Source organism: Nonomuraea terrae (genome assembly GCF_044465245.1).
Classification (GTDB): domain Bacteria; phylum Actinomycetota; class Actinomycetes; order Streptosporangiales; family Streptosporangiaceae; genus Nonomuraea; species Nonomuraea terrae.
Window position 1 is genome coordinate 750,001 of sequence record NZ_JBITLL010000006.1, and the last position, 20,332, is coordinate 770,332.

General features: G+C 72.5%; 17 protein-coding genes. 8 read left to right on the forward strand and 9 right to left on the reverse strand.

Annotated features, from left to right (window positions below; all coding sequences use genetic code 11):
* Positions 1-2 precede the first annotated feature (2 nt).
* The 3 genes from ACIBP6_RS32925 to ACIBP6_RS32935 form a co-directional block, all read right to left on the reverse strand.
* Positions 3-632 carry a TetR/AcrR family transcriptional regulator gene (locus ACIBP6_RS32925; RefSeq protein ID WP_397057719.1) on the reverse strand — a complete coding sequence of 210 codons (630 nt, stop codon included), beginning with the start codon at positions 630-632 and terminating at the stop codon, positions 3-5.
* Between the two features lie 102 nt (positions 633-734).
* Positions 735-2,783, reverse strand: a complete 2,049-nt coding sequence (locus tag ACIBP6_RS32930) for a glycoside hydrolase family 9 protein (protein WP_397057720.1) — start codon at positions 2,781-2,783, stop codon at positions 735-737.
* 367 nt (positions 2,784-3,150) lie between these two features.
* Positions 3,151-3,717 carry a GNAT family N-acetyltransferase gene (locus ACIBP6_RS32935; RefSeq protein WP_397057721.1) on the reverse strand — a complete coding sequence of 189 codons (567 nt, stop codon included), beginning with the start codon at positions 3,715-3,717 and terminating at the stop codon, positions 3,151-3,153.
* Between the two features lie 200 nt (positions 3,718-3,917).
* Here ACIBP6_RS32935 and ACIBP6_RS32940 point away from each other — a divergent pair, with 200 nt between their 5' ends.
* Positions 3,918-5,585: a carbamoyltransferase C-terminal domain-containing protein gene (locus ACIBP6_RS32940; protein ID WP_397057722.1), complete on the forward strand. Its 1,668-nt coding sequence runs from the start codon at positions 3,918-3,920 to the stop codon at positions 5,583-5,585.
* 50 nt (positions 5,586-5,635) lie between these two features.
* Positions 5,636-6,409: an N-acetylmuramoyl-L-alanine amidase gene (locus ACIBP6_RS32945; protein ID WP_397057723.1), complete on the forward strand. Its 774-nt coding sequence runs from the start codon at positions 5,636-5,638 to the stop codon at positions 6,407-6,409.
* On the opposite strand, the gene ACIBP6_RS32950 is transcribed toward ACIBP6_RS32945, so the two are convergent.
* Positions 6,390-7,022, reverse strand: a complete 633-nt coding sequence (locus ACIBP6_RS32950; protein ID WP_397057724.1) for a TetR/AcrR family transcriptional regulator — start codon at positions 7,020-7,022, stop codon at positions 6,390-6,392. The genes ACIBP6_RS32945 and ACIBP6_RS32950 overlap by 20 nt on opposite strands.
* A gap of 99 nt (positions 7,023-7,121) precedes the next feature.
* Here ACIBP6_RS32950 and ACIBP6_RS32955 point away from each other — a divergent pair, with 99 nt between their 5' ends.
* Positions 7,122-8,222 (forward strand): serine hydrolase domain-containing protein, encoded by a 1,101-nt coding sequence (locus ACIBP6_RS32955; RefSeq protein ID WP_397057725.1) that lies wholly within the window; start codon positions 7,122-7,124, stop codon positions 8,220-8,222.
* Positions 8,223-8,232: 10 nt separating this feature from the next.
* Here ACIBP6_RS32955 and ACIBP6_RS32960 read toward each other — a convergent pair whose 3' ends face one another.
* The gene (locus ACIBP6_RS32960; RefSeq protein ID WP_397057726.1) at positions 8,233-8,418 is read right to left on the reverse strand and encodes a hypothetical protein; all 186 of its coding nucleotides are present in this window, start codon (positions 8,416-8,418) and stop codon (positions 8,233-8,235) included.
* Between the two features lie 244 nt (positions 8,419-8,662).
* On the opposite strand from ACIBP6_RS32960, the gene ACIBP6_RS32965 reads away from it, so the two are divergent.
* Positions 8,663-9,538: a hypothetical protein gene (locus ACIBP6_RS32965; protein ID WP_397057727.1), complete on the forward strand. Its 876-nt coding sequence runs from the start codon at positions 8,663-8,665 to the stop codon at positions 9,536-9,538.
* A gap of 107 nt (positions 9,539-9,645) precedes the next feature.
* Positions 9,646-10,464: an SAM-dependent methyltransferase gene (locus ACIBP6_RS32970; protein WP_397057728.1), complete on the forward strand. Its 819-nt coding sequence runs from the start codon at positions 9,646-9,648 to the stop codon at positions 10,462-10,464.
* Between the two features lie 82 nt (positions 10,465-10,546).
* On the opposite strand, the gene ACIBP6_RS32975 is transcribed toward ACIBP6_RS32970, so the two are convergent.
* From ACIBP6_RS32975 to ACIBP6_RS32985, 3 genes are all read right to left on the reverse strand, one after another.
* Complete coding sequence (locus ACIBP6_RS32975) at positions 10,547-11,719, reverse strand: FAD-dependent monooxygenase (RefSeq protein WP_397057729.1); 1,173 nt, start codon at positions 11,717-11,719, stop codon at positions 10,547-10,549.
* 67 nt (positions 11,720-11,786) lie between these two features.
* Positions 11,787-15,035, reverse strand: a complete 3,249-nt coding sequence (locus tag ACIBP6_RS32980) for a BTAD domain-containing putative transcriptional regulator (RefSeq protein WP_397057730.1) — start codon at positions 15,033-15,035, stop codon at positions 11,787-11,789.
* Between the two features lie 106 nt (positions 15,036-15,141).
* Positions 15,142-16,692, reverse strand: a complete 1,551-nt coding sequence (locus tag ACIBP6_RS32985; protein ID WP_397057731.1) for an MDR family MFS transporter — start codon at positions 16,690-16,692, stop codon at positions 15,142-15,144.
* Positions 16,693-16,774: 82 nt separating this feature from the next.
* On the opposite strand from ACIBP6_RS32985, the gene ACIBP6_RS32990 reads away from it, so the two are divergent.
* From ACIBP6_RS32990 to ACIBP6_RS33000, 3 genes are all read left to right on the forward strand, one after another.
* The gene (locus tag ACIBP6_RS32990) at positions 16,775-17,353 is read left to right on the forward strand and encodes a TetR/AcrR family transcriptional regulator (RefSeq protein WP_397057732.1); all 579 of its coding nucleotides are present in this window, start codon (positions 16,775-16,777) and stop codon (positions 17,351-17,353) included.
* Positions 17,354-17,448: 95 nt separating this feature from the next.
* Positions 17,449-18,147, forward strand: a complete 699-nt coding sequence (locus ACIBP6_RS32995) for a hypothetical protein (RefSeq protein ID WP_397057733.1) — start codon at positions 17,449-17,451, stop codon at positions 18,145-18,147.
* Between the two features lie 63 nt (positions 18,148-18,210).
* The gene (locus ACIBP6_RS33000) at positions 18,211-19,482 is read left to right on the forward strand and encodes a serine hydrolase domain-containing protein (RefSeq protein ID WP_397057734.1); all 1,272 of its coding nucleotides are present in this window, start codon (positions 18,211-18,213) and stop codon (positions 19,480-19,482) included.
* A gap of 3 nt (positions 19,483-19,485) precedes the next feature.
* On the opposite strand, the gene ACIBP6_RS33005 is transcribed toward ACIBP6_RS33000, so the two are convergent.
* Positions 19,486-20,235 (reverse strand): sulfite exporter TauE/SafE family protein, encoded by a 750-nt coding sequence (locus ACIBP6_RS33005; RefSeq protein WP_397057735.1) that lies wholly within the window; start codon positions 20,233-20,235, stop codon positions 19,486-19,488.
* Positions 20,236-20,332 lie beyond the last annotated feature (97 nt).

A 20,332-nucleotide genomic window follows, 5' to 3' on the forward strand; every position in this document is an offset into this window, starting at 1 on the left:
CCTCATGGGGGATCGCCGGGCAGGCCGAGGGCGCGGTGGGTCGACAGGTGAAGGTGGGCGCGGAAGCGGCGCAGCGCGGCCCGGTCGCCGGCGGCCCTGCGCCGGCCGTCGGAGTCGAGCACGCCGCCCTTGGCGAAGCCGTGCACCGACCAGATGACCGTCCACATGGTGTATTCGAGGTCGGCCCGCTCGTCGATCAGGCCCGACTCGACGGCCGGCCGCAGCGCGGCGCCGACCGCGGTGACCAGCGGCTGGACGTACTCGCGTTCCAGCTCGGTGATGTCGCGGGCGTCGGAGAGCCAGCGGTGCATCCACAGGGCGGGCACCTCGGGGTTGTCCACGCAGAAGCCGAGGTAGTCGTCGATCAGCCGGTGGATGGCGGCCACGGGGTCGTCGCCGGGCAGCCGGGCGAGCGCCGCGTCGAGGGCGGCCTTCTCCGCCAGGTGGGCGCGCGCCATGACCGCGAGGTACAGCTCGCGCTTGCCGCCCACGTGGTAGTTGACCGTGGCGATGTTCAGCCCGGCGGCGTCGGCGATCTGGCGCGTCGAGGTGCCGTCGTAGCCGAGAGCGGCGAAGAGCTGCGTCGCGACCTTGAGAATGAGGTCGGCCTGCGTGCCGTCGGCGGAAGCCATGGCACCGAAGATAATTCGGTCAGTGGTTGCCGGTCAATCACTTGATGGAGACCCGCGCGGCAGCCCGGGGCCGACGCGATGAGCGCCGGCCGTGGGCCGAGGCTAGCGGCAGCGGTCACCGTTCAGGTGGAAGACCTCCGGAGCGAGGTTGGGCCCCGTCGTGGTGGCGGCGTTGAAGCCGAACGTCACGGAGCGGCCCGGGCGGATCCGGCCGTTCCGGCCGAGGTTCTCCGCCGTCACCACCGCGCCCTCCTGCGTCACCGCCGCGCCCCAGCCGTCGCGGACGCGCTGCCCGCCCGGGAACGACCAGCGCAGGCTCCAGCCGTCCACCGTCTTCCTGCCGGTGTTCTCGATCGTCACCTGCGCGGTGAACCCGCCCGGCCAGGCGCCGTGCGCGGTGTAGCCGACCCGGCAGTCGGAGCGCCCGCTCTTGTCGGCCAGGAACGCCGAGATCCAGGCCAGCGGGGCGTTCCAGTTGATGGTCAGCTCGTTCGTGGCCCAGGACTTGATGTCGTCGATGTAGCAGAACTGCGGCGGACAACCCCGCAGCAGCCGCCGCGCGACCCGGTCCTGGATCGCGGAGTTGGGTCCGCCGGCGAGCGTGCCGCGCGGCGGATTGGGCAGCTCGGGGTCGAGCCGGCGGGCGTACCAGCGGCTGTGCTGGTTCTTCGAGGCCACCTCGCCGTAGCCGGTGACGTACGACTGGTTGAGCGCGTTGCGGCCGAGGAGGTAGTCCATGCCCTCGCGAACGGCCGTCCGGTACTTCTCCTGCCCGGTCAGGTCGTAGGCCGTGGCCATGACGACCATGTTGTTGAGCACCAGGTTGTTGGAGCCCCAGTCGAAGTCCGGCGGGTTGTAGGGCAGCCCGTACGGGTGCGCCCGCTGGATCGCCAGGTACTTCTCCGCCCCTTCGATCACCGACCGCCGCACCCGCGCCCGGTCCGGCAGGGCGTTCGGCACGGTCGCCAGCTCCAGTCGGCCGAGCTGGGCGGTGTTGCCCCAGTCGAAGCCGCGCTCGCGCCAGACGTCGCCCGTGTGGTGCGGCGAGGCCAGCACGAAGTCCGCGAACTCCTTCTCGCCCGTCGTGATGAACAGCTCCGCCGCCGCCCAGTAGAACTCGTCGCTCACGTCGCCGTCGTCGTACGGGCCGCCGCCGGCGCCGTCGTTCGGGTCGGCGTACCGCTCCGGGTTCGCCCTGGCCGCCGCCCACGCCTCGCGGGCCGCGGCGAGGTTCCGCGCGGCGAACCTCGCGTCGTACGGCGCGAACAGCCGGGCCGCCTGCGCCGCCGTCGCGGCCAGGTTGAGCGTGGCGGCCGTGGACGGCGGGTGCAGCTCGCGCGGCTGCGGGTCGAGGTGCGGCAGCAGCGGTAACTTGGTCCAGTTCCGGTCGTGGATCTTGTGGTGTGCCATCCCGGCGAGCGGCTCGCCGTCGGGCACCCGCATGCTCAGCAGGAACTCCTGCTCCCAGCGGGCCTCGTCCAGGATGTCCGGCACGCCGTTGCCGCTCTCCGGGATGCTCAGCTGCCCGTCCCCGAACGCCGCCCGGTCCCGTTCGTAGGCCGCCATCAGCTGGTGGACGGAGATGCCCCCGTTGACGACGTACTTGCCGTGGTCGCCGGCGTCGTACCAGCCGCCGCTGACGTCGAGGGTGTAGTCGCGGCCGCCCGGCCGGCACGGCACCTCGGTGTCGCCCTGGTTGGGCGCGACGCCGACGTGACCCGCGGGCCTGGCGTAGCCGGGCCGCAGGCCGTCCAGGATCTCGATGCCGCTGCGCTGGGTGTAGTAGAACTTCAGCGCGTCCGCCGCCAGCTCGTCGTAGATCCCCGCGTCGATGTCGAACGGCCGGCTCGTCTCGCCGTCCGCCGTCACCGTGTAGCCCTCGCCGGGTTCCCGGTGCGAGCCGAAGTCGAGCGTGTGCACGTTCTGGCCCGAGCTCGCGTCCACACCCCGGGGGACGGTCCTGCCGCGCGCCACCGTCTTCCGGCCGGCGTCGCGCAGCTCCCAGTCGAGGGGCTCGGTCGCCTCGGTGACCAGCGTGGCCCTCTTGGGCCCCGCAGGGAGGTAGCCGACCATGTTCACGCGGACGCGCGGGCCCGTGTCCGGCTCGTGGACCTCGGGGTCGGCGCCGCCTCTGAGCGACACGTCGTTCATGCAGAACCTCCAGGGCTCGGCGCGGCCTCCCGGCTGGAAGGCGACCTGCGCGTTCGGCAGCGACACGGGAGCGGTGAACGTGCAGGAGCAGTCGTCGCCCGAGACGCCGAGCGGCCGTCCGACACGGCGAGGGTGAGGTTGCCGGTGCTCCACCAGGGAGCGGTGCCGGCGTCGAAGGTGCCGTTCACGATCTGCTCGCGCCCCGCGCCGGCGGCGTGCGCCGGCGCGGCGGCGGGGGACAGGGCGACCGTCGTGAGGGCCGGTAAGGCGGCCCGGCATCGGGTCATGGAGGTCCTTACGGGAGGGCGGGAGCGCTCCCGACAGAGTCCTTGGCCCCCGCCGACACGTCAACGGCTCGGTGAAACTTTCACGCCGTCCGCAACATCGGCCAGAACAGCGCGCCGTCCGGCAGCGCGAACGGCTCGCGCTGCCGGTAGCCGTGCCGGGCGTACAGGTCGCGGTTGCGCGGGTCGCTGGCCTCCAGGTACGCGGGCGCGCCCGCCAGCCGGTCGTGCCCGTACCGCAGCAGCGCCGTGCCGAGCCCCTGGTTCTGCCGGTCGGGACGGACGGCGAGGAACGCCAGGCCGTGGTACGGCGGCTCCGGCCGGTTCGCCGCGAACAGCTCGTCCAACAGCCGGAAGCGGTCGGCCCACTCGCCCGTGGCCTCGGCCATCCGCAGCTCGTAGTCACGCGGCTGCGGCGCCGTGTGCGGCATCCACACGGCGGCCGCCTGCCCGTCGTCGATCACATGGACCTCGCCGTGCTCCAGCGCGTGCTCCACCGTGATCAGGAAGGCGGCCGTCAGGACCCGCTGCCGCTCCCGGCGCTCCGGCACCAGGTACGCCACGGCCCGCAACCCCGAGAACGCGGTGGCGACCAGCTCCGCCACCCGCTTGGCGTCGTCGGCCGTCGCGTGGCGGACGGTCGGTCTCATCGTGAATCGTTCCCCCATGGCCCAGGTCTCCTCTCGTCGGTGCGGTGTCCTGGGCGGATGGACGCCGCAGCGTCCATCCGTCTTCCGAGCGTAAGGCCGCCGCGTGGAGAGCTGCTGACGGGTCCCTTACGCGGTTGGGAGATCGTCTTTCGCCAGCCAGGGGTAATGGTGCCCATGATCGCGACCAGGAGGCACCGAAGATGGCGGACGTTCCCATCGTTGTCGGTATCAATCGCACCCAGGACGGCTCGCTCGCCGTCGCCGTGGGCGAGTCGGGCATGTACGGCCTGCAGAAGGACCGCGCCACCCGCCGCAAGGGTCACTGGGGGCGGCTCGGCGACCTGCCCGACAGCTACCTGCCGGCTCTCCCGCAGCTCAAGGAGCCCGTCGACCTGGTCGTGGAGAGCTACTCCTGCGACAGCGAGATGGAGCACGCGAGCGCGTACCACGGGGAGATGCGCGAGACGCTCAGCCTCAGGCGGGGGGCCCCGGTCGCGCTGATCTCGCACCACCTCGCGCACCTCTACGGCGCCTTCTACCCCTCGCCGTTCGGGCACGCCGCGGGCCTGGTCATCGACGCGCAGGGCAGCCGCGTGCGGGACTTCACCGAGCGCGTCGAGCTGCCGCCCGGGACCGACGGCGAGCTGCTGGAGGTCGCCTCGTTCTACCGGTGCGCGCGCGGCCGGATCGAGTGCGTGGCCAAGCAGCTCTGGGACGGCGACTGGGCCCGCCCGGCCGGCCTCGGCGCCTTCTACGCGCTGCTGACGTCGGCGCTGTGGCCCGGCGAGGGTGACGAGGAGAAGGTCATGGGCCTCGCCGCGTACGGCGACGCGGACGCGCTCGGCCTGCCCGACCTCGACGTCCGCGGCCACGAGGTGCACATCCCGGCCGCCTGGATGGAGGCGTTCGGCGCCGCGACCGGCTACGAGCCGGGTGGCGAGGAGTTCCGGCGGGCGGCGAACCTGGCCGCGGCCGGCCAGCGCGCCTTCGAGCGGGCCCTGACCCGCCTGGCCGGGTGGCTGCACGACAGGACCGCCCTGGACGCGCTGGTGTTCGCGGGCGGCGCGGCGCTCAACGTCCCGGCCAACGGCCGGCTGCTGCGCGAGTCGCCGTTCCGCGAGGTGTTCGTCCCGCCCAGCCCGCACGCGGGCGGCACGGCCATCGGCTGCGCCCTGTACGGGCTCATCACGTGCCTCGGCGTGGAGAGCCGGTTCCGGTGGACCGACGACTTCCTCGGCCCCGACCCCGACGCCGGCGCGGTCGAGGCGGCCGTACGCGCCCTGCCGGACGGCCTGTACGCCGAGCGGCCCGGCGACCTGGTGGAGGAGGTGGCGGCGCTGCTGGCGAGCGGGCGCGTGGTCGGGCTGCACCAGGGGCGCGGCGAGTCGGGGCCGCGCGGGCTGGGCCACCGCAGCATCCTCGCCGATCCGCGCAGGCCCGGCATGCGCGACTACGTCAACCGCGAGGTCAAGGGCCGCGAGTGGTTCCGGCCGCTGGCCCCGGTGGTGCCGGCCGACCAGGCCGGGCGCTACTTCGCGATCGACAGGCCCGCGCCGTTCCGGCAGTACGCCGCGCTGGTGCGTCCCGCGTACCGGGAGCTGCTGCCCGCGGTCACGCACGCGGACGGCACGGCCGCGCTCCAGACGGCGGAACGCGGGACCACACCGTTCCTGTACGCCCTGCTGGCCGCCTGGCAGCGGCGCACGGGGGTGCCGGTGCTGGTCAACACCTCGCTGAGCGGGCCCGGCGAGCCGTTGGCCGAGACGCCGGAGCACGCCGTCGAGCTGCTGCGCACGACCGGGCTGCACGCGCTGGCGATGCCGCCGTACCTGATCCGCAGGCGCGACGAGCCGCCGTTGGATACGTAAGTGCAGGTCAAGCCGGTTCCTTGCGCGCCGTGGCGGGTACGGACGGTGGCATGGCTGCCAACCGAGCCGGAGCCGTGGCGCTCGCCGCGCTGGCGGTGCTGACAGCGGGGTGCGGTGTATCGGCCGCCCAGGAGATGGAGCTGTCCGCCTCTCCGGCGCCCGCGCGCCCGCTGGACGGGAAGGTCGTGGCGCTCGACCCCGGCCACAACGGCGGCAACGCCGCTCATCCCGAAGTGATCAACCGCCAGGTCGACATCATCACCGGCCGCAAACCGTGCAACACCACCGGCACCTCGACCGCCGACGGCTACCAGGAGCACGCCTTCACCTGGGACGTCGCCCAAAGGCTCAAGCCGATCCTGGAGGGCATGGGCGCCAAGGTCGTGCTCACCCGCCCCGATGACAAGGGCGTCGGGCCCTGCATCACCGAGCGGGCCGCTATCGGCAACGAGGCCGAGGCCGACGCCGTGCTGTCGATCCACGCCGACGGCGCCAGGGCGAGCGGCCACGGCTTCCACGTGATCACGCCGGGGCTGCTGCCCGGGCACAACGACGACGTGGTGGGGCCGTCACGCCGGCTCGGCCGGGACATCCGCGCGGCCTACCGCGCCGGCACGGGGATGCCGTACGCGAACTACACGGCGACCAACGGCCTGCAGAGCCGTACGGACCTGGGCGGGCTCAATCTGTCCAAGCGCCCGGCGGTCTTCCTGGAGGCCGGCAACATGCGCAACCAGGGCGACGCCGCCAAGATGTCCGACCCCGACTTCCGCGAGCGGATGGCCGAGGCGCTGGCCGACGGGCTCAGGCGGTTTCTGGACTAGCGTACGCGCGCAGGAACGCCTCGGCCGCGGCCTCGGCCAGCCGGTCGAGGTCGGCCTCGGTGTAGAGGTCGTTGCCGCCGCGGAACATGGCCTTGTTCACGGGGATCCACAGCAGCAGGCCGACGAAGTGCTCGGCGGCGAGCTCGGGGTCGTCGAGGCGGAGCACGCCGCGTTCGGCGAGCCGGCCGAAGGCCGTGGTGAGGGTCTTCAACGAGCGTTCGAAGCCCTGCTCGTACCAGGTGCGGCCGAGGTCGGGGAAACGTTCGGCCTCGGCCATGACCAGGCGGCGCAGGCGCAGCAGCTCGGGCTCCATGATGGCGCCGAGGAAGCCGCGGGCCAGCGCGCGGAGGTCCTCGGCCAGGTCGGCGTCGTCGTCGAGGGTCGCCGTGATCATCTTCGTCAGGCCCTCCACCTGGGCGGTGGTGTCCATGATGATGCTGGTGAAGAGCTGTTCCTTGTCGGTGAAGTGCTTGTAGACCGTCTGCTTCGACACCGAGGCCAGCGCGGCCACCTCGTCCATGCTGGCGCCGACGTAGCCGTTGCGCAGGAACACCGGCCGCGCCGCCTCCAGGATCTGCGCGCGCTTGCGTGCCGTACGGCCGTTCTCTTCCATGGACCGCCCTCTCGTCGTCCCTGCGGAGAACAGTACTAGACAGTTCCGTACTATTGTCAGTACTGTACCGTCTAGTTCCCCAGGACGAGAGGACGGGTCATGAGCGACCTCCAGAAGCAGGTGCAGGAAGCGGCCGACGGGCTGGTCGAGTCAGGCGAGGAGCGCGGGCTCCAGGTGGCCGTCTACCGCGGCGGCGTGCAGGTCGTGGACGTGGTCGCCGGCGTCGCCGATCCGGAGACCGGGCGGCCCGTCACCCACGACACGCCCTTCTACAACTTCTCGATCGGCAAGGGCGCCACCGCCACGGTCGCGCACGTGCTGGCCGAGCGTGGTCTGTTCGACTACGACACCCCGGTCGCGGAGCTCTGGCCGGAGTTCGCCCGGCGCGGCAAGCAGGGCGTCACCGTGCGCCACGTGCTCTCGCACACGGCGGGCGTGCCCGGCGTCCCGCTCGACACCACACCCGAGGACGTCTGCACCTGGGAGAAGATGACCGCCGCGCTTGAGGAAGCCGAGCTCTGGTGGGAGCCGGGCACGAAGATGGGCTACCACGCCTACACGTTCGGCTTCCTGGTCGGTGAGATCGTCCGGCGGGTCACCGGCAAGCCGATCTCGCAGGTGCTGCGCGAGGACGTCGCGGGGCCGCTGGGCGTGGCCGAGGAGCTCTACTTCGGGATGCCGGAGAAGGAGCACCACCGGCTGGCCCGGCTGGAGGACGCCCCGATGGACATGTCGGCGTTCGGCGAGATGCCGGCCGACCTGCCGATGTTCAAGGCCGGGCCGATGTCGCTGATGCCGAACGCCGCCCTCGGCAACCGGCCCGACTACCTCGCCGCCGACATCCCCGCCGGCGGCAAGACCTCGGCGCGGGCCATCGCCCGGATGTACGCGGCGCTGCTCGGCGAGGTCGACGGCGTGCGGCTGATCTCGCCCGAACGGCTGCGCGAGGCGACGTCCGTGGTGTCGGGCGGGATCGACGAGGTCTTCGGCATGCCGACGACCTGGGGGCTCGGCTACGGCATCGGCGGGCCGACCTCGACGGCGGAGCAGAGCCCGACGGTCTTCGGGGTGCCGGGCGCCGGCGGCAGCGCCGCCTGGGCCGACACCGCCACCGGCACCGCCTTCGCGCTCACCAAGAACCGGCTGACCAACGACTTCGCCGCTGCCGAGCTGATCGCCGGCATCGTCTCCCGGGGCTGACCCAGGGGGGTCAGCCGTCGCGGCAGAGCGGGGCGCCGCCGACCACGCAGGCGATGTCGTCGAGCTGGCAGCTGAGCAGGGTGCCGTCCATGCCGAGTACGAGCACGAGGTCGTGCCTGGACGAGTGGGCCAGCATGACCCTGCCGACGACCCCGTTGTCCAAGATCACGGTCGGTCGGCCTTCCGTGTGGTCCATGCCCTCGTGGCTCCTCTCAGGTCCGGTACGAGCCCCCGCGCCGGACCCGTCCCCACCAGGATGCACAGGCTCGCGCCCTGAGCGCATCGGTCGTGAGGCTGTATTTCCGGTCCCCCCGGAGGAGGGTGCATCAACTCGAAGGCCCTCATAATCGCCGAACTCACAGGGTGAGCGCCAGCCACCCCGGTAATCGAGAACATGTTCTAGCTCGGGCTCGTGGGAGTTGCTGCGATCCTTCTTTCTCATGACTAACGAGACGTTGTCCCCTCCGCAGCAGGAAGCCGTGCGTTCCGCCCCGGAGGCGGGCCGAGGCAGCGTGCTGGAGATCTTGGAGAGACTCGGCACGGTGGTGGTGCCGGTCGCCGTGGCCGTGTACGCGCTGCTCTACATGGGCTTCGAGAGCGTGTACGACACGTTCGGCGTCACCCCCGACCAGGCGGGGATCACCCAGACCACCATCTTCGGCCACCTGATCAGCACGCTGGTGCTGGTCTTCCTGGCCCTGTTGCCGCTGCTCGGGCTGGTCATCGGCCTGTGCTGGGCGGTCGACAGGATCACCAGGGGCGCGGCCGGGCGGGCGCTGCGGTGGGTCAGGGAGAAGCCGTGGCCGGCGGCGGCGGCCGGGGCCGCGTTGTCGGGCGTCGCGTACTGGGGGTTGCTCGGCATCTTCGGCGTCTCCGGCACTCCGGTGCTGGTGACGGTGGCGGCCATCGGGGTGTTCTGCCTGCTGGTGCCGTTCCGGCTGCTCAGGGCGTGGCCGAGCGGGCGGGCCGCCATGCGGATCCTCACCGGCGCGCTGGTCGGGCTGGGGCTCGGGTTCGTCCTGCTCGGGTTGATGACCGAGGCCGCCGAGGACGTGCACGACAAGGGCACGAGCAGCTTCGTGCTGATGCTCGCCGGGTTCAAGAACCAGTGGGCCGAGGTCCACGACGGCGACGGCAAGCCCCTGTCGAACGACGGCCGGTGGCTGGTCCTGGGACAGGACGGCGGCTCGTACGTCTTCTACGACTGCGGCAGGGCCGAGACCGTCATCCGGCCGATCGAGGCCACCACGCTGAGCGAGATCCAGATCTTCCCGGAGTCGGAGGGCGCCCGGACCTGCGGACACACCCCGGGATAGCGTGGCGGAACGTGTTCTGATTCCGGCTCTGTGATCTTCCCGCGGTGATCCATGGCCTCCGTCTATGATGAGGCCCACGTCGCGCGCGCAGGAGGAGACGGCCCACCGTGACCGAACTAGAACGCGTTCCGCCCGGTGTCGACCCGAGTGTCCCGAGCTCCGCCCGGGTGTACGACTACCTGCTCGGCGGCAAGGATCACCTGGCGGTCGACCGTGCGGTGGCCGAGCGGCTCCTCGCGGTCGCCCCCGACACCCGCCTGGTGGCCAGGGCCAACCGCCGCTTCCAGGTCGAGGCGGTGCGCCACCTGGCCGAGCAGGGCGTCAGGCAGTTCATCGATCTCGGCACCGGCATCCCGACCTCGCCCAGCATCCACGAGACCGCCCGCGCCGTGCACCCCGCGTGCCGGGTGGTCTACGTCGACTACGACCCCGTGGTCCGGATGCACGCCCAGGTGCTGCTGGCCGACGCCCCGGGCGTCGCGAGCATCCAGGCCGACCTGCGCCGTCCCGCGGACATCCTCGTCGACCCGCACGTCACCGGGCTGATCGACTTCGACCAGCCGGTGTGCGTGCTGATGGTCGGCGTGCTCCACTTCGTCACCGACGAGGAGGACCCGGCGGGCATCGTGGCCGCCTTCAGGGAACGCATGTCCCCGGGCGGCCACCTGGTGCTCTCCCACGCGACGGCCGAGAGCTCCCCCCAGGCGATCGCCCAGCTCACGATGGCGACGGCCGGCTCGCCCGCGCAGCCCACCTTCCGCACGCGGGAGCAGGTGCTGCGGCTGTTCGACGGCTTCGAGCTGATCGGGCCCGGCCTGGTGCCGGTGCACGAATGGCGCATCGACCCCGCCGAGCCCGAGGTCCCCCTGCTGGACGGCCCGCCGCAGCTCCGCATCGACGGCGGCGTCGGCCGGCTGCGCGCCTGACGCCTCAGGCGCGGCGCCGGAGGAGGACAGCGGCCGCGTACGCGGAGCGGTGGCAGGGCGTGGGCGGATTCGCCGCCGGCCTCTATCTCTGAACTCGGCCGGTCAGAGCCGCGTAGTCCTTGAGCGCGATGTCGGTCGCGAACTTGTCGCTCATCTTGAGCATCAGGCCGAGCAGGAAGCCGTACGTGAAGATCCAGTTGCGCATGCGGATCCTGGCCGGAGTCGCGGGGGCGAGGAAGGGGCCGGCGTTGCCGTTCTTCGCGATCCTGGCGTAGGCGCGCATCTGCCGTTCATAGGCGGCGAAGGCCGCGCGGTGGTCGCCGCCCGCCTCGGCCAGCTCGCCCGCCAGCACGTACGCGCCCACCACGGCCAGGCCGGTGCCGAATCCGCCCAGCGTGTTGCCGTACGCGGCGTCGCCGAGCAGCACCACCCGGCCCGCGCTGTAGCGGTCGATCCTGACCTGGCTGATCGAGTCGAGGTAGACGTCGCCCGAGCGGCGCACCGCGTCGATGACCTCGGGGGTCCGCCAGCCCATGCCCGCGTACGCGCGCGCCAGGAGGTCCTTCTGCCGTCCGGTGTCGTAGCGGTCGTAGTCGAGCTCCGCCGCTGAGGCGAAGACGAAGAACGCCGGCGCCTTCGGGCCGCCCGCGGCGACCAGCCGCCCCGGCTCGTTGTACATCCACGGCACCTCCCCCAAGCCCTTCTCGACCTCGGCCAGGGCGTAGTAGTAGCCGAGGAACCTGACGAACTCCGTCTCCGGGCCGAACGCCAGGCGGCGCACGGCCGAGTGGATGCCGTCCGCTCCCACCACCAGGTCGAACGTGCGCGGCGCGGAGCGTTCGAAGGTGACGTGGACGCCGCCCGGGGTGTCGGTGAGCGAGGTGATCGAGTCGCCGAAGACGTACTCGCAGTGGGAGGACGTGCGTTCGTACAGGATGCGGGACAGGTCGCCGCGCCTGATCTCCAGGTCGCCGCCGGTGAACGCGCCGGGCAGGATCGCGATCCTGCGGCCGCGCGCGTCCACGATCTCCTGGTCGGTGCCGCCGGTCTGCAGGCGGCGTACGTCGTCCAGGATGCCCATGCGCGTCAGGACGGTGAGGTGGGTCTCGCCCTTGAAGTCCACCGCCTGACCGCCGGGGCGGAGGGCCGGGGCCTTCTCGACGACGGTGACGGTGCGACCGGCGCGGACGAGCCAGTGGGCGAGTGCCGGGCCGCCGATGCCGGCGCCCGAGATGAGGATGTTGCCGTTTCGCATGCCCAGCAGCGTCGCGACCACCGCTGACAACCCGGCGACCACCGGCTGACAGGCCGCCCCGGCCCTGTCAGCGGTCGCCGGGTGACGGCGCGGCCTCAGGCCCGAGCAGCGGGGGCGGCTGCCCGGCGGCCGCACTCTCCAGCATGGCCCGCGCCTCGGCGCGGTCCATCGCCGCGCCCCTGGCGTACGCGGCCGCGAAGCCCTCCGGCCCCAGCACCCGCGTGGCCTCGGCGGCGACCGCCGCGACGTCGCGGTCACCGGCCACGGCCAGCCCGCGCAACGCCACCCCGACACCGAGCAACACCGCCGCCCGCTCGGCCGCGTCCCGGGTTCGTGTCGCGTCCGAGCCGACCTGCGTTCCCGCGACGAGGCCGGCCAGGCCCTCGGCGGCATCGGCGAGGTCGGTGGACATGGGGGAGTCCAGTGCGGCCGCCACCGCCATGGCGTGAAAGCGTTCCGCCTTCTTCAGCGCCCCCTTCGCCGTGGCGAGCCGGCCCAGCGCGGTGTACACCCGCGAACGGGTGCCGCCCGCCGTGAACGCGCCGGTCCGGGACCCCGCCAGCGCCGCCTCCAGCCGCCGGTCCGCTTCGGGCAGGTCGCCTTCGTACCGGGCCAGTTCGCCGAGCTGGAGGTGCACCCACGCCATCAGCTCCGGTCTGCCCAGCCGCCGTTCCAGCTCACCCACCCGTTCGTGGTCGGCGCGGGCCGCCCGGACGTCGCCCGCCCGCAGCCGCGCCTCGGCCCGCCTGCCGAGCACGTCGGCCAGCTCGTCGAGCGCGCCCAGCTCCTCCAGCAGCCCGAGCGCGTCCGCCCACAGCCGGAACGCCCGCGCCCACTCGCCGCGCCAGCTCGCCACCAGCGCCAGCCAGTCGAGCGCCTGGGCCGTCCCCCAGCGTTCGCCCACCGCGCCGAAGTCGGCGAGCACCCGCTCCAGCTCCCGTTCCCCGTCGGCGGCCGAGCCGCCGAGCAGCAGCATCAGGGCGACGCTGAGCCGTCCGAGCGCCCGGCTCCACGGCTCGGAGCCGAGCACGGGCGGCTCCTGCCCGGACGACGGCCATCGCTCGGGCGGCCCGGCGAGCATGCCCCACAGGGCCACGCCGAACCGGTAGCGCATCGGCCGGTCGAGCGAGGCCATGATCTCCCGTGCCCGCTCCCAGTGCGGCGACCCCGCGTCCGGTACGGCGTGCAGCACGGCCATCACGTACTCCTCGGCCAGCCCGTCGGGGGGCGGCTCGGGTCCGGTCGCGTCGAGGAGACGTACGGCGTGAAGGGTGGCCTGGCCGCGCCGCCCGCTGAGCCACCAGTACATCGCCAGCGCCGCCACCAGCCGCCACGCCGTCGGCCGGTCGTGCTCGACGCTCCAGCGCAGTGCCGCCTGCAGGTTGGCGTTGTCGGCCGACAGCCGGGCCAGCCACGTGAGCTGCTCCTCGCGGTAGAGGTGGTCGTCGGCGCGCCGCGCGAGCTCCAGGAACCAGGCGGCGTGCGAGGCCCGGAGCCGCTCCTCCTCGCCCGCCTCCGCCAGGCGTTCCAGGCAGAACAGCCGGATCGTGTCGAGCATCTGGTAGCGCTCGCCGTCGGTCTCCACCAGCGACTTGTCCACCAGGCCGACCAGCGACTCGGCGCTGCCGGGGCCGCAGACCCGTTCGACCGCCTCCAGGCTCGCGCCCCCGGTGAACACCGCGAACCCCCTGGCCAGCGTCTGCTCCGCCGCGTCCAGCAGGTCCCAGCTCCACTCCACGACGGCGTGCAGCGTCCGGTGCCGGGCGGCGGCCGTACGGTCGCCGCGCGACAGCAGCCGGAACCTGCCGTGCTCGGCCAGCCGGGCGGCGATCTCCGCCACCCCGAACGTCCGCACCCGCGCGGCGGCCAGCTCGATGGCCAGCGGCAGGCCGTCGAGCGCCGCGCAGATGCGCAGCACCGCGTCGAGGTCGCGCGGGCCGAGCGCGAAGCTCGGCCGCACGGCGGACGCCCGGTCCGCGAACAGCCTGACCGCCGCATAGCCGAGGGGGTCCGCCGGGGTCTCGTCGGGGGAGGGGGCGGGGAGCGGAGCCAGCGGCACCAGGTGCTCACCGGTGAGGCCCAGAGGCTCGCGGCTGGTGGCCAGGATCGTCAGGCCGGCGCAGTCGGCGAGCAGGCGGCGGGCGAGCCGGGCGGCCTCGGTGACGACGTGTTCGCAGTTGTCCAGGACGAGCAGGAGGCGTTGACCGGCGAGCGCCGCGACGAGCCGTTCGACGGGGTCGGGACCGGCCGTGGTGAGCGGACGCAGCGCGGGCTCCCGCAGCCCGAGCGCCGCGAGCACCGCCTCCGCCACCCGCCCACCGCCTTCGACCACCCCGAGGTCCACGAAGCAGACGCCACGGGTGGAGAAGGTCTGGTGTGGATTGGGGGCGTGGTTCGAGGGCGTCGCCCATGGCGAACAGTGGGCGAGCGATTCGATGGCGAGGCGGGTCTTGCCGGTGCCGCCGGGGCCCACGATGGTGATCAGGCGGGCGTCGCGCAGGCCGGCGAGGTGGGCCAGCTCGGATTCGCGGCCCACGAAGCTCGTGAGCTGGGAGGGAGGAGCGGACCAGCTGCTGGGCCCCTGCGGGCGTTCGCCGCGGAGGATCTCCAGGTGGAGGGCGGCCAGCTCTGGGGAGGGGTCGGCGCCCAGCTCGCGGGCCAGCAGCCGCCGGCCCTCCTCGTAGACGGCGAGCGCCTCCGCCTGGCGTCCGGCGGCGTCCAGGGCCCTCATGAGCAGGCCGCGCGGGCGTTCGCGCAGCGGATGGGCGGTGACCAGCTCCCGCAGCCCCGCCGCCGGCCGCGCGTCCGGCAGGGACAGCTCCGCCTCGAACAGGTCCTCCGCCGCCGCCAGCCGCGACTCCTCCAGCCGCAGCGCCTGCGGCGCGGCGAACGGCGCGTCGGCCACGTCCGCGAACGCCGGCCCCCGCCACAGCCCCAGGCCCTCCCGCAGGACGGCGGCGGCCTCGGCGGCCCGGCCGGCGGCCAGCAGCCCGCGCCCCTCCCGGGTCAGCCGCTCGAAGCGGTGCGCGTCCACGTCGTCGCGGTCGACGGCCAGGCGGTAACCGGCGCCGTGGAACTCGATCACCCCGGCCGGCAGAGCGCGCCGGAGGCGGGAGATCTGCGCCTGGACGGCGTTGACCGCGCCGGCGGGCGGGCGGTCGCCGTACTGGCCGTCGATGAGGCGTTCGAGGCTCACCAGCCGTCCGGCGTCGAGCAGCAGCATCGCGAGCACGGCACGCGGACGGGGGCCGCCCACGGCGACCGGTTCGCCGCCGGACGGCCGCACCACGAGCGGCCCGAGGATGCCGAACTCCACGACCCCGATCCTCCCACCCGGATCGCGGGCGAATCGCCTCCGCCGATCGGGGAAAATGATCTTGTGCGAGCCCTGTCCGCAGCCGGGGCTCGCACACCCCGCCCGTTCAGGAGACGGGCGACTTCTCCTCCGGCGCCGGAGCGGGCAGGTCGAGGCTGTCACGGAGCTTGACCGGCTGCAGGAACAGGGTCGCGATCAGCCCCACCACGGCGATGGCCGCCGAGATGAGGAAGATGTGCCCGGTGGCGTCGCCGTAGGCGGCCCGTACGACGAGCTTGACCGGCTCCGGCAGCGCCGCGATGTTCAGCGTGCTGCCGCCGCCGGCCGCGCCCGAGGCGTCGATGCCCATCTTGGCCAGGCCCTGCGCGATGCTGGTCGCCACCTGGTTCGCCAGCACCGCGCCGAGGACGGACACGCCGATGGTGCCGCCCAGCGACCGGAAGAAGGTGATCGCGCCGCTGGCGGCGCCCAGCTCGCGCAGCGGGACGGTGTTCTGGATGGCGAGCACGAGGTTCTGCATCGACATGCCGACCCCGGCCCCGACCAGCACCATCGAGACGGCGATGAACACCAGCGAGGTCTCGTGGTCCATCGTCGACAGCCCGAGGAACCCGATCGTGAGCACGATCGCCCCGACCACGATGTACGGCTTGACGCTGCCGCTCTTCGACACCATGCGCCCGGTGACGGTGGACGAGACCAGCACGCCCAGCATCATCGGGATCGTGAACAGGCCTGCCTCGGTGGGGCTGTATCCGCGGCCGATCTGGAAGTACTGCCCCAGGAAGACCGACCCCCCGAACATCGCCATGCCCACCGCGAGGCTGGCCAGGATGGCGAGCGCCGGCGTACGGCGGCGGATGACGTGCAGCGGCACGACGGGTTCCCGGACGACCGCCTCGACCCAGGTGGCCACGCCGAGCAGGAGCAGTCCGCCGATCACCATCGCGGCCGTCTGCCACGACAGCCAGTCGAACGAGTTGCCGACGAACGTCACCCAGATGAGCAGCACGCTGACGCCCGCGGCGATGAGCGTGGCGCCCACGTAGTCGATCTTGACGTCGTCGCGGCGCACGGTGGCCACGCGCAGCGTCTTCTGCAGCAGCCCGAAGGCGAGCACGGTGAACGGCACCGCGATGAAGAAGCACCACCGCCAGCCCAGCTGGTCGGCGATCAGCCCGCCGAGCAGCGGCCCGGCGACGGTGGCCACGGCCATGACGCCGCCGAGGTAGCCGTTGTAGCGCCCGCGTTCCTTCGGCGTGATCATCGCCGCGATGATGACCTGCACCAGCACCTGGAGGGCGCCCATGCCGATGCCCTGCACCGCGCGGAACGCGATGAGCTGCGCGGTGTCCTGGGCGAAGCCGCACGCCAGCGAGCTGACCATGAAGATCACGATGGAGATCTGGAGCAGCAGTTTCTTGCTGAACAGGTCGGCCAGCTTGCCCCAGATCGGCGTGGAGGCCGTGGAGGCCAGCAGCGTCGCGGTGACGACCCACGTGTACTGGGACTGGCTGCCGTTCAGCGCGCCGATGATCTGCGGCAGGGCGACGGACACGATCGTGCCGCTCAGCATCGCGACGAACAGCGCCAGCAGCAGCCCGCTGAGGGCCTCCAGGATCTGCCGGTGACTCATCTGTTCCGGGGGTGCGTTCATAGAACCTCCACAGTAAATATATGCGCACTGAGCAACTTTGCCCATTGAGCATATATTCCCAGTGAGTAGGATGAGCCGCATCATGGACACGACCGTGGGGCTGCGCGAACGCAAGAAGGCCGAGACCCGTCAAGCCGTGCACGAGGCGGCCCTGCGGCTCGTCGTCGAGCACGGGCTCGACGCCGTCACGGTCGAGGCGATCGCCGACGCGGCCAACATCTCGCGCCGGACGTTCTCCAACTACTTCTCCGGCAAGGAGGACGCGCTGCTCTACGGGGAGGAGCAGCGCATCCGCCGGCTGGTGGAGCAGGTCCGCTCGCAGCCCGCCGGGCTGACGGCCTGGCAGGCGCTGCGCCTGTCCGTCCAGGAGCTCTACCACCAGATGGGGGAGCCCGAGCGGGAGTGGGCGCTGCGCACCCGCCTGGCCAAACGCCATCCGTCGATCCTGGCCCGCCAGCTCGCCAGCCTCGCCGCCCTCGAACGCGACCTCGCCGACGCGATCGCCGAGCGCGAGAGCACGGTGCCGCCGCGCGTCATGGCCGCGGCGGTCCTGGTCGCGCTGCGCCTGGCCAGCCACAAGTGGACCGAGGAAGACCAGGCCCGCACCCTCCTCGACGTCGTGGAGGAGACCCTCACCCAGATGGCCCAGCCCTTCGCCTAGAACCCGAGCGGGCGTCCGCACTGGTGCGGGGTCCACCACGGGTCCTCGCCCCAGCGCCCGTGTGCGGCCGGACGGGCGTGGCTTGGATGGCGGGTATGACGATCACTGCGATCCCCGGACGCTGGGCCGAGGGCACGGGGCTGGTGCTGGGGCCGTTCCTGCTGCTCGCGGGCGTGCTGCTGCGGTCGGGCGAGGACGACTTCTTTCCCGGGCAGCTGGCCGCCTACAACGCCGATCCCGGGCGGATGGCGCTTTCGTACGGTCTGTACGCGGCCGGCGTCGTGCTGTTGTGGCCCGCCGTGACCGCGCTGGCCCGGATGGCGGGCAGGACACATCCCGGGTGGGCGCAGTGGGGCGCGACGTTGGTGCTGCTCGGGCTGTTCGGCCGGGTGTTCCACGCCGGGGTGAGCCATCTGGCCTTCCAACTCGTGGACGCGCTCGGCCAGGCGGAAGCCCGGCGGGTGGTCGAGGTCACCTACGGGGCGTTCCACGTGTTCAAGGCGGTCAACGTCTGCGTCATGGGCGGCTGGATCGTGCTGGCCGTGGGCGCGTACCGGGCGCGGGTGCTCGGGCCGGTCAGATGCGTCGCGCTGGCGCTGGCGGCCGCGCTGCCGCTCGGCGTGCTCAAGGGCAGCAGCGACCCGCTGTCCCTGGCCGCCCTGACGGGCCTCGCCGTCGCACTGGTCCCGCTCGGTGTCACCGTGCTGCGCAACGGTCCCGCACCCCGCTGGTGGGCCGTCGCGCTCACCGCCGCCCTGGTGCCCGTGGCGTTCGTCATCGGCATGGCCGGGTGAGCGTCACGGTCGATTCAGCGGAACTTCGGACATTTACTGCCATCGTCCGCTAGAAATACGGTCATGTCCAAAACCGATCGGTTGCCTTCCGCCACGCAGGTGAGCAGGAGGCGATTCCTCGCGGCCGGTGCCGCGACGTTACCCGCCGCCGTGCTCGGCACCTCGCGGCCGGCGTTCGCCGCGACGGTCCAGACCTCCGGTGTGGCACCTGTCGCGCTGGCCGGCTTCGACAACGTGCTGAAGACGTACATCGTGGAACGCCAGATCTCCTGCGCGCAGCTGGCGATCACGAAGAACGGCAAGCTCGTACTGGCCAGGGGCTACCGCTACAGCGACGACCCGGCCGTGCCCTCGGTGTCGCCGACCTCACTGTTCCGCGTCGCGAGTCTCAGCAAGCACATCACCGCCGTGGCGATCATGAGGCTGGCCCAGGACGGCGCGCTCAACCTGGGGACGTCCGTCGCCGCGCTGCTCGGCCTGTCCACCGCGGCCGACGCCCGGCTGGCGGACGTGACGGTGTGGCGGCTGCTGCAGCACACCGGCGGCTGGGACCGCGACATCTCCGGCGACCACCTCTACATGGACCACACCATCGCCAGGTCCCTCGGCGTCTCCCTGCCGATCACGCGCGACCACATCATCCGGTACGCCGGCAGCCGCCCCCTCGACTTCACCCCGGGCAGCAGGTACGCCTACAGCAACTACGGCTACATGCTGCTCGGCATGATCGTCGAGAAGGTCTCCGGCGTGAGCTACGAGTCGTACGTCAGGCAGCAGATCCTGGCGCCCGTCGGCATCAGCCGGCTGCGGCTCGGCCGTACCCTCAAGGCGCACGCCGCGCCCGGCGAGGTGGTCTACGAGTCGGCCGCCACCAGCAGGACCGTCACGGACGCCTCCGGCACGGTGGTGCCGGCGCCGTACGGCGCGTTCAGCATGGAGAACCGCGGTCCGGGTGGCGGCTGGCTGGCCTCGGCCGTCGACCTGGTGCGTTTCGCGCGGGTGCTCGACGCGCCCGGCGCGGTGCTGAACTCCACCTCCATCGGCAGGATGCTGGCCCGACCGGAGACCGGCGTCACGGAGAGCGGCTCGTGGTACGGCGCCGGCCTGTGGGTGCGTCAGGTGACCGGCCACCTCAACACCTGGCACGACGGATCGCTGCCCGGCACCTACGGGTACACCGCCCGGCTGCAGAGCGGCTTCACCTACGCCGCGATCTTCAACCGGCGGGAGGAGACCGGGTCGCCCGACTTCAACGTGCTGAGCCCGCGGATCAACGCCGAGATCGGCAAGGTCACCACCTGGCCGGCCACCGACCTGTTCCCCCGTTACCTCTGACGCTCACCCGGTGAGGAGCTGGGTGATGGCGATGACGCCGATGCAGACGATCACCACGCGCAGCATCGGGGCGGGCAGGCGGCGGCCGAAGCGGGCGCCGAGGAAGCCGCCGCCGATCGAGCCCAGCGCCACCAGCAGCACCGCGAGCCAGTCGACGTCGGCGACGAGCGTGTACAGGATGGCGGCCGTGCCGTTGACCAGGACGACGAGCACGTTCTTGGCCGCGTTCAGCCGTTGCAGGCCGTCGTTGAGCAGGATGCCCAGCAGACCGATGAGCAGGATGCCCTGGCCGGCGCCGAAGTAGCCGCCGTACGCGCCGGCCGCGAGGGCACCCAGCCACAGCCACGGGCCGCCGTGCTCGAGCCGCGGCCGGGCCGCGAGCAGGGCGCTCAGCCTGGGCTGGATCACGACGAGCGCGCAGGAGATCGCGATGAGCACGGCGACGACCGCCGTGAACGTGCGCTCAGGAAGGGTGAGCAGCAGCACCCCGCCGGCCAGCGCGCCCGCCACGGACGCGGGCGCCAGCCGGAGCAGCCGCGCCCGCTGGCCCGCCAGCTCGGCGCGATAACCGGCGACGCCGGCCAGCCCGCCGGGCACCAGGCCGATGTTGTTGGAGACGTTGGCGGTGATCGGCGGCAGCCCCACGGCGAGTAGCGTGGGGAACGTGATCAGCGACCCGGAGCCGACCACGGTGTTGATGGCTCCGCCCGCGACGCCGGCCGCGACCACCGCGACCATCTCCCAGGGTGTCATGGTCACGGACTCTAAGGCATGTCTTGAGTGGTAAGACGTTCCGTGCCGCCATATGAGACATTGGCCACATGCCCTGAGGAAAACCGCAGCCGGCAGC

Coding starts and splice junctions, on each gene's coding strand:
- ACIBP6_RS32925 (WP_397057719.1), bottom strand. CDS start 632: ATGGCTTCCGCCGACGGCACGCAGGCCGACCTCATTCTCAAGGTCGCG.
- ACIBP6_RS32930 (WP_397057720.1), bottom strand. CDS start 2,783: ATGAACGACGTGTCGCTCAGAGGCGGCGCCGACCCCGAGGTCCACGAG.
- ACIBP6_RS32935 (WP_397057721.1), bottom strand. CDS start 3,717: ATGAGACCGACCGTCCGCCACGCGACGGCCGACGACGCCAAGCGGGTG.
- ACIBP6_RS32940 (WP_397057722.1), top strand. CDS start 3,918: ATGGCGGACGTTCCCATCGTTGTCGGTATCAATCGCACCCAGGACGGC.
- ACIBP6_RS32945 (WP_397057723.1), top strand. CDS start 5,636: ATGGCTGCCAACCGAGCCGGAGCCGTGGCGCTCGCCGCGCTGGCGGTG.
- ACIBP6_RS32950 (WP_397057724.1), bottom strand. CDS start 7,022: ATGGAAGAGAACGGCCGTACGGCACGCAAGCGCGCGCAGATCCTGGAG.
- ACIBP6_RS32955 (WP_397057725.1), top strand. CDS start 7,122: ATGAGCGACCTCCAGAAGCAGGTGCAGGAAGCGGCCGACGGGCTGGTC.
- ACIBP6_RS32960 (WP_397057726.1), bottom strand. CDS start 8,418: ATGGACCACACGGAAGGCCGACCGACCGTGATCTTGGACAACGGGGTC.
- ACIBP6_RS32965 (WP_397057727.1), top strand. CDS start 8,663: ATGACTAACGAGACGTTGTCCCCTCCGCAGCAGGAAGCCGTGCGTTCC.
- ACIBP6_RS32975 (WP_397057729.1), bottom strand. CDS start 11,719: ATGCGAAACGGCAACATCCTCATCTCGGGCGCCGGCATCGGCGGCCCG.
- ACIBP6_RS32985 (WP_397057731.1), bottom strand. CDS start 16,692: ATGAACGCACCCCCGGAACAGATGAGTCACCGGCAGATCCTGGAGGCC.
- ACIBP6_RS32990 (WP_397057732.1), top strand. CDS start 16,775: ATGGACACGACCGTGGGGCTGCGCGAACGCAAGAAGGCCGAGACCCGT.
- ACIBP6_RS32995 (WP_397057733.1), top strand. CDS start 17,449: ATGACGATCACTGCGATCCCCGGACGCTGGGCCGAGGGCACGGGGCTG.
- ACIBP6_RS33000 (WP_397057734.1), top strand. CDS start 18,211: ATGTCCAAAACCGATCGGTTGCCTTCCGCCACGCAGGTGAGCAGGAGG.
- ACIBP6_RS33005 (WP_397057735.1), bottom strand. CDS start 20,235: ATGACACCCTGGGAGATGGTCGCGGTGGTCGCGGCCGGCGTCGCGGGC.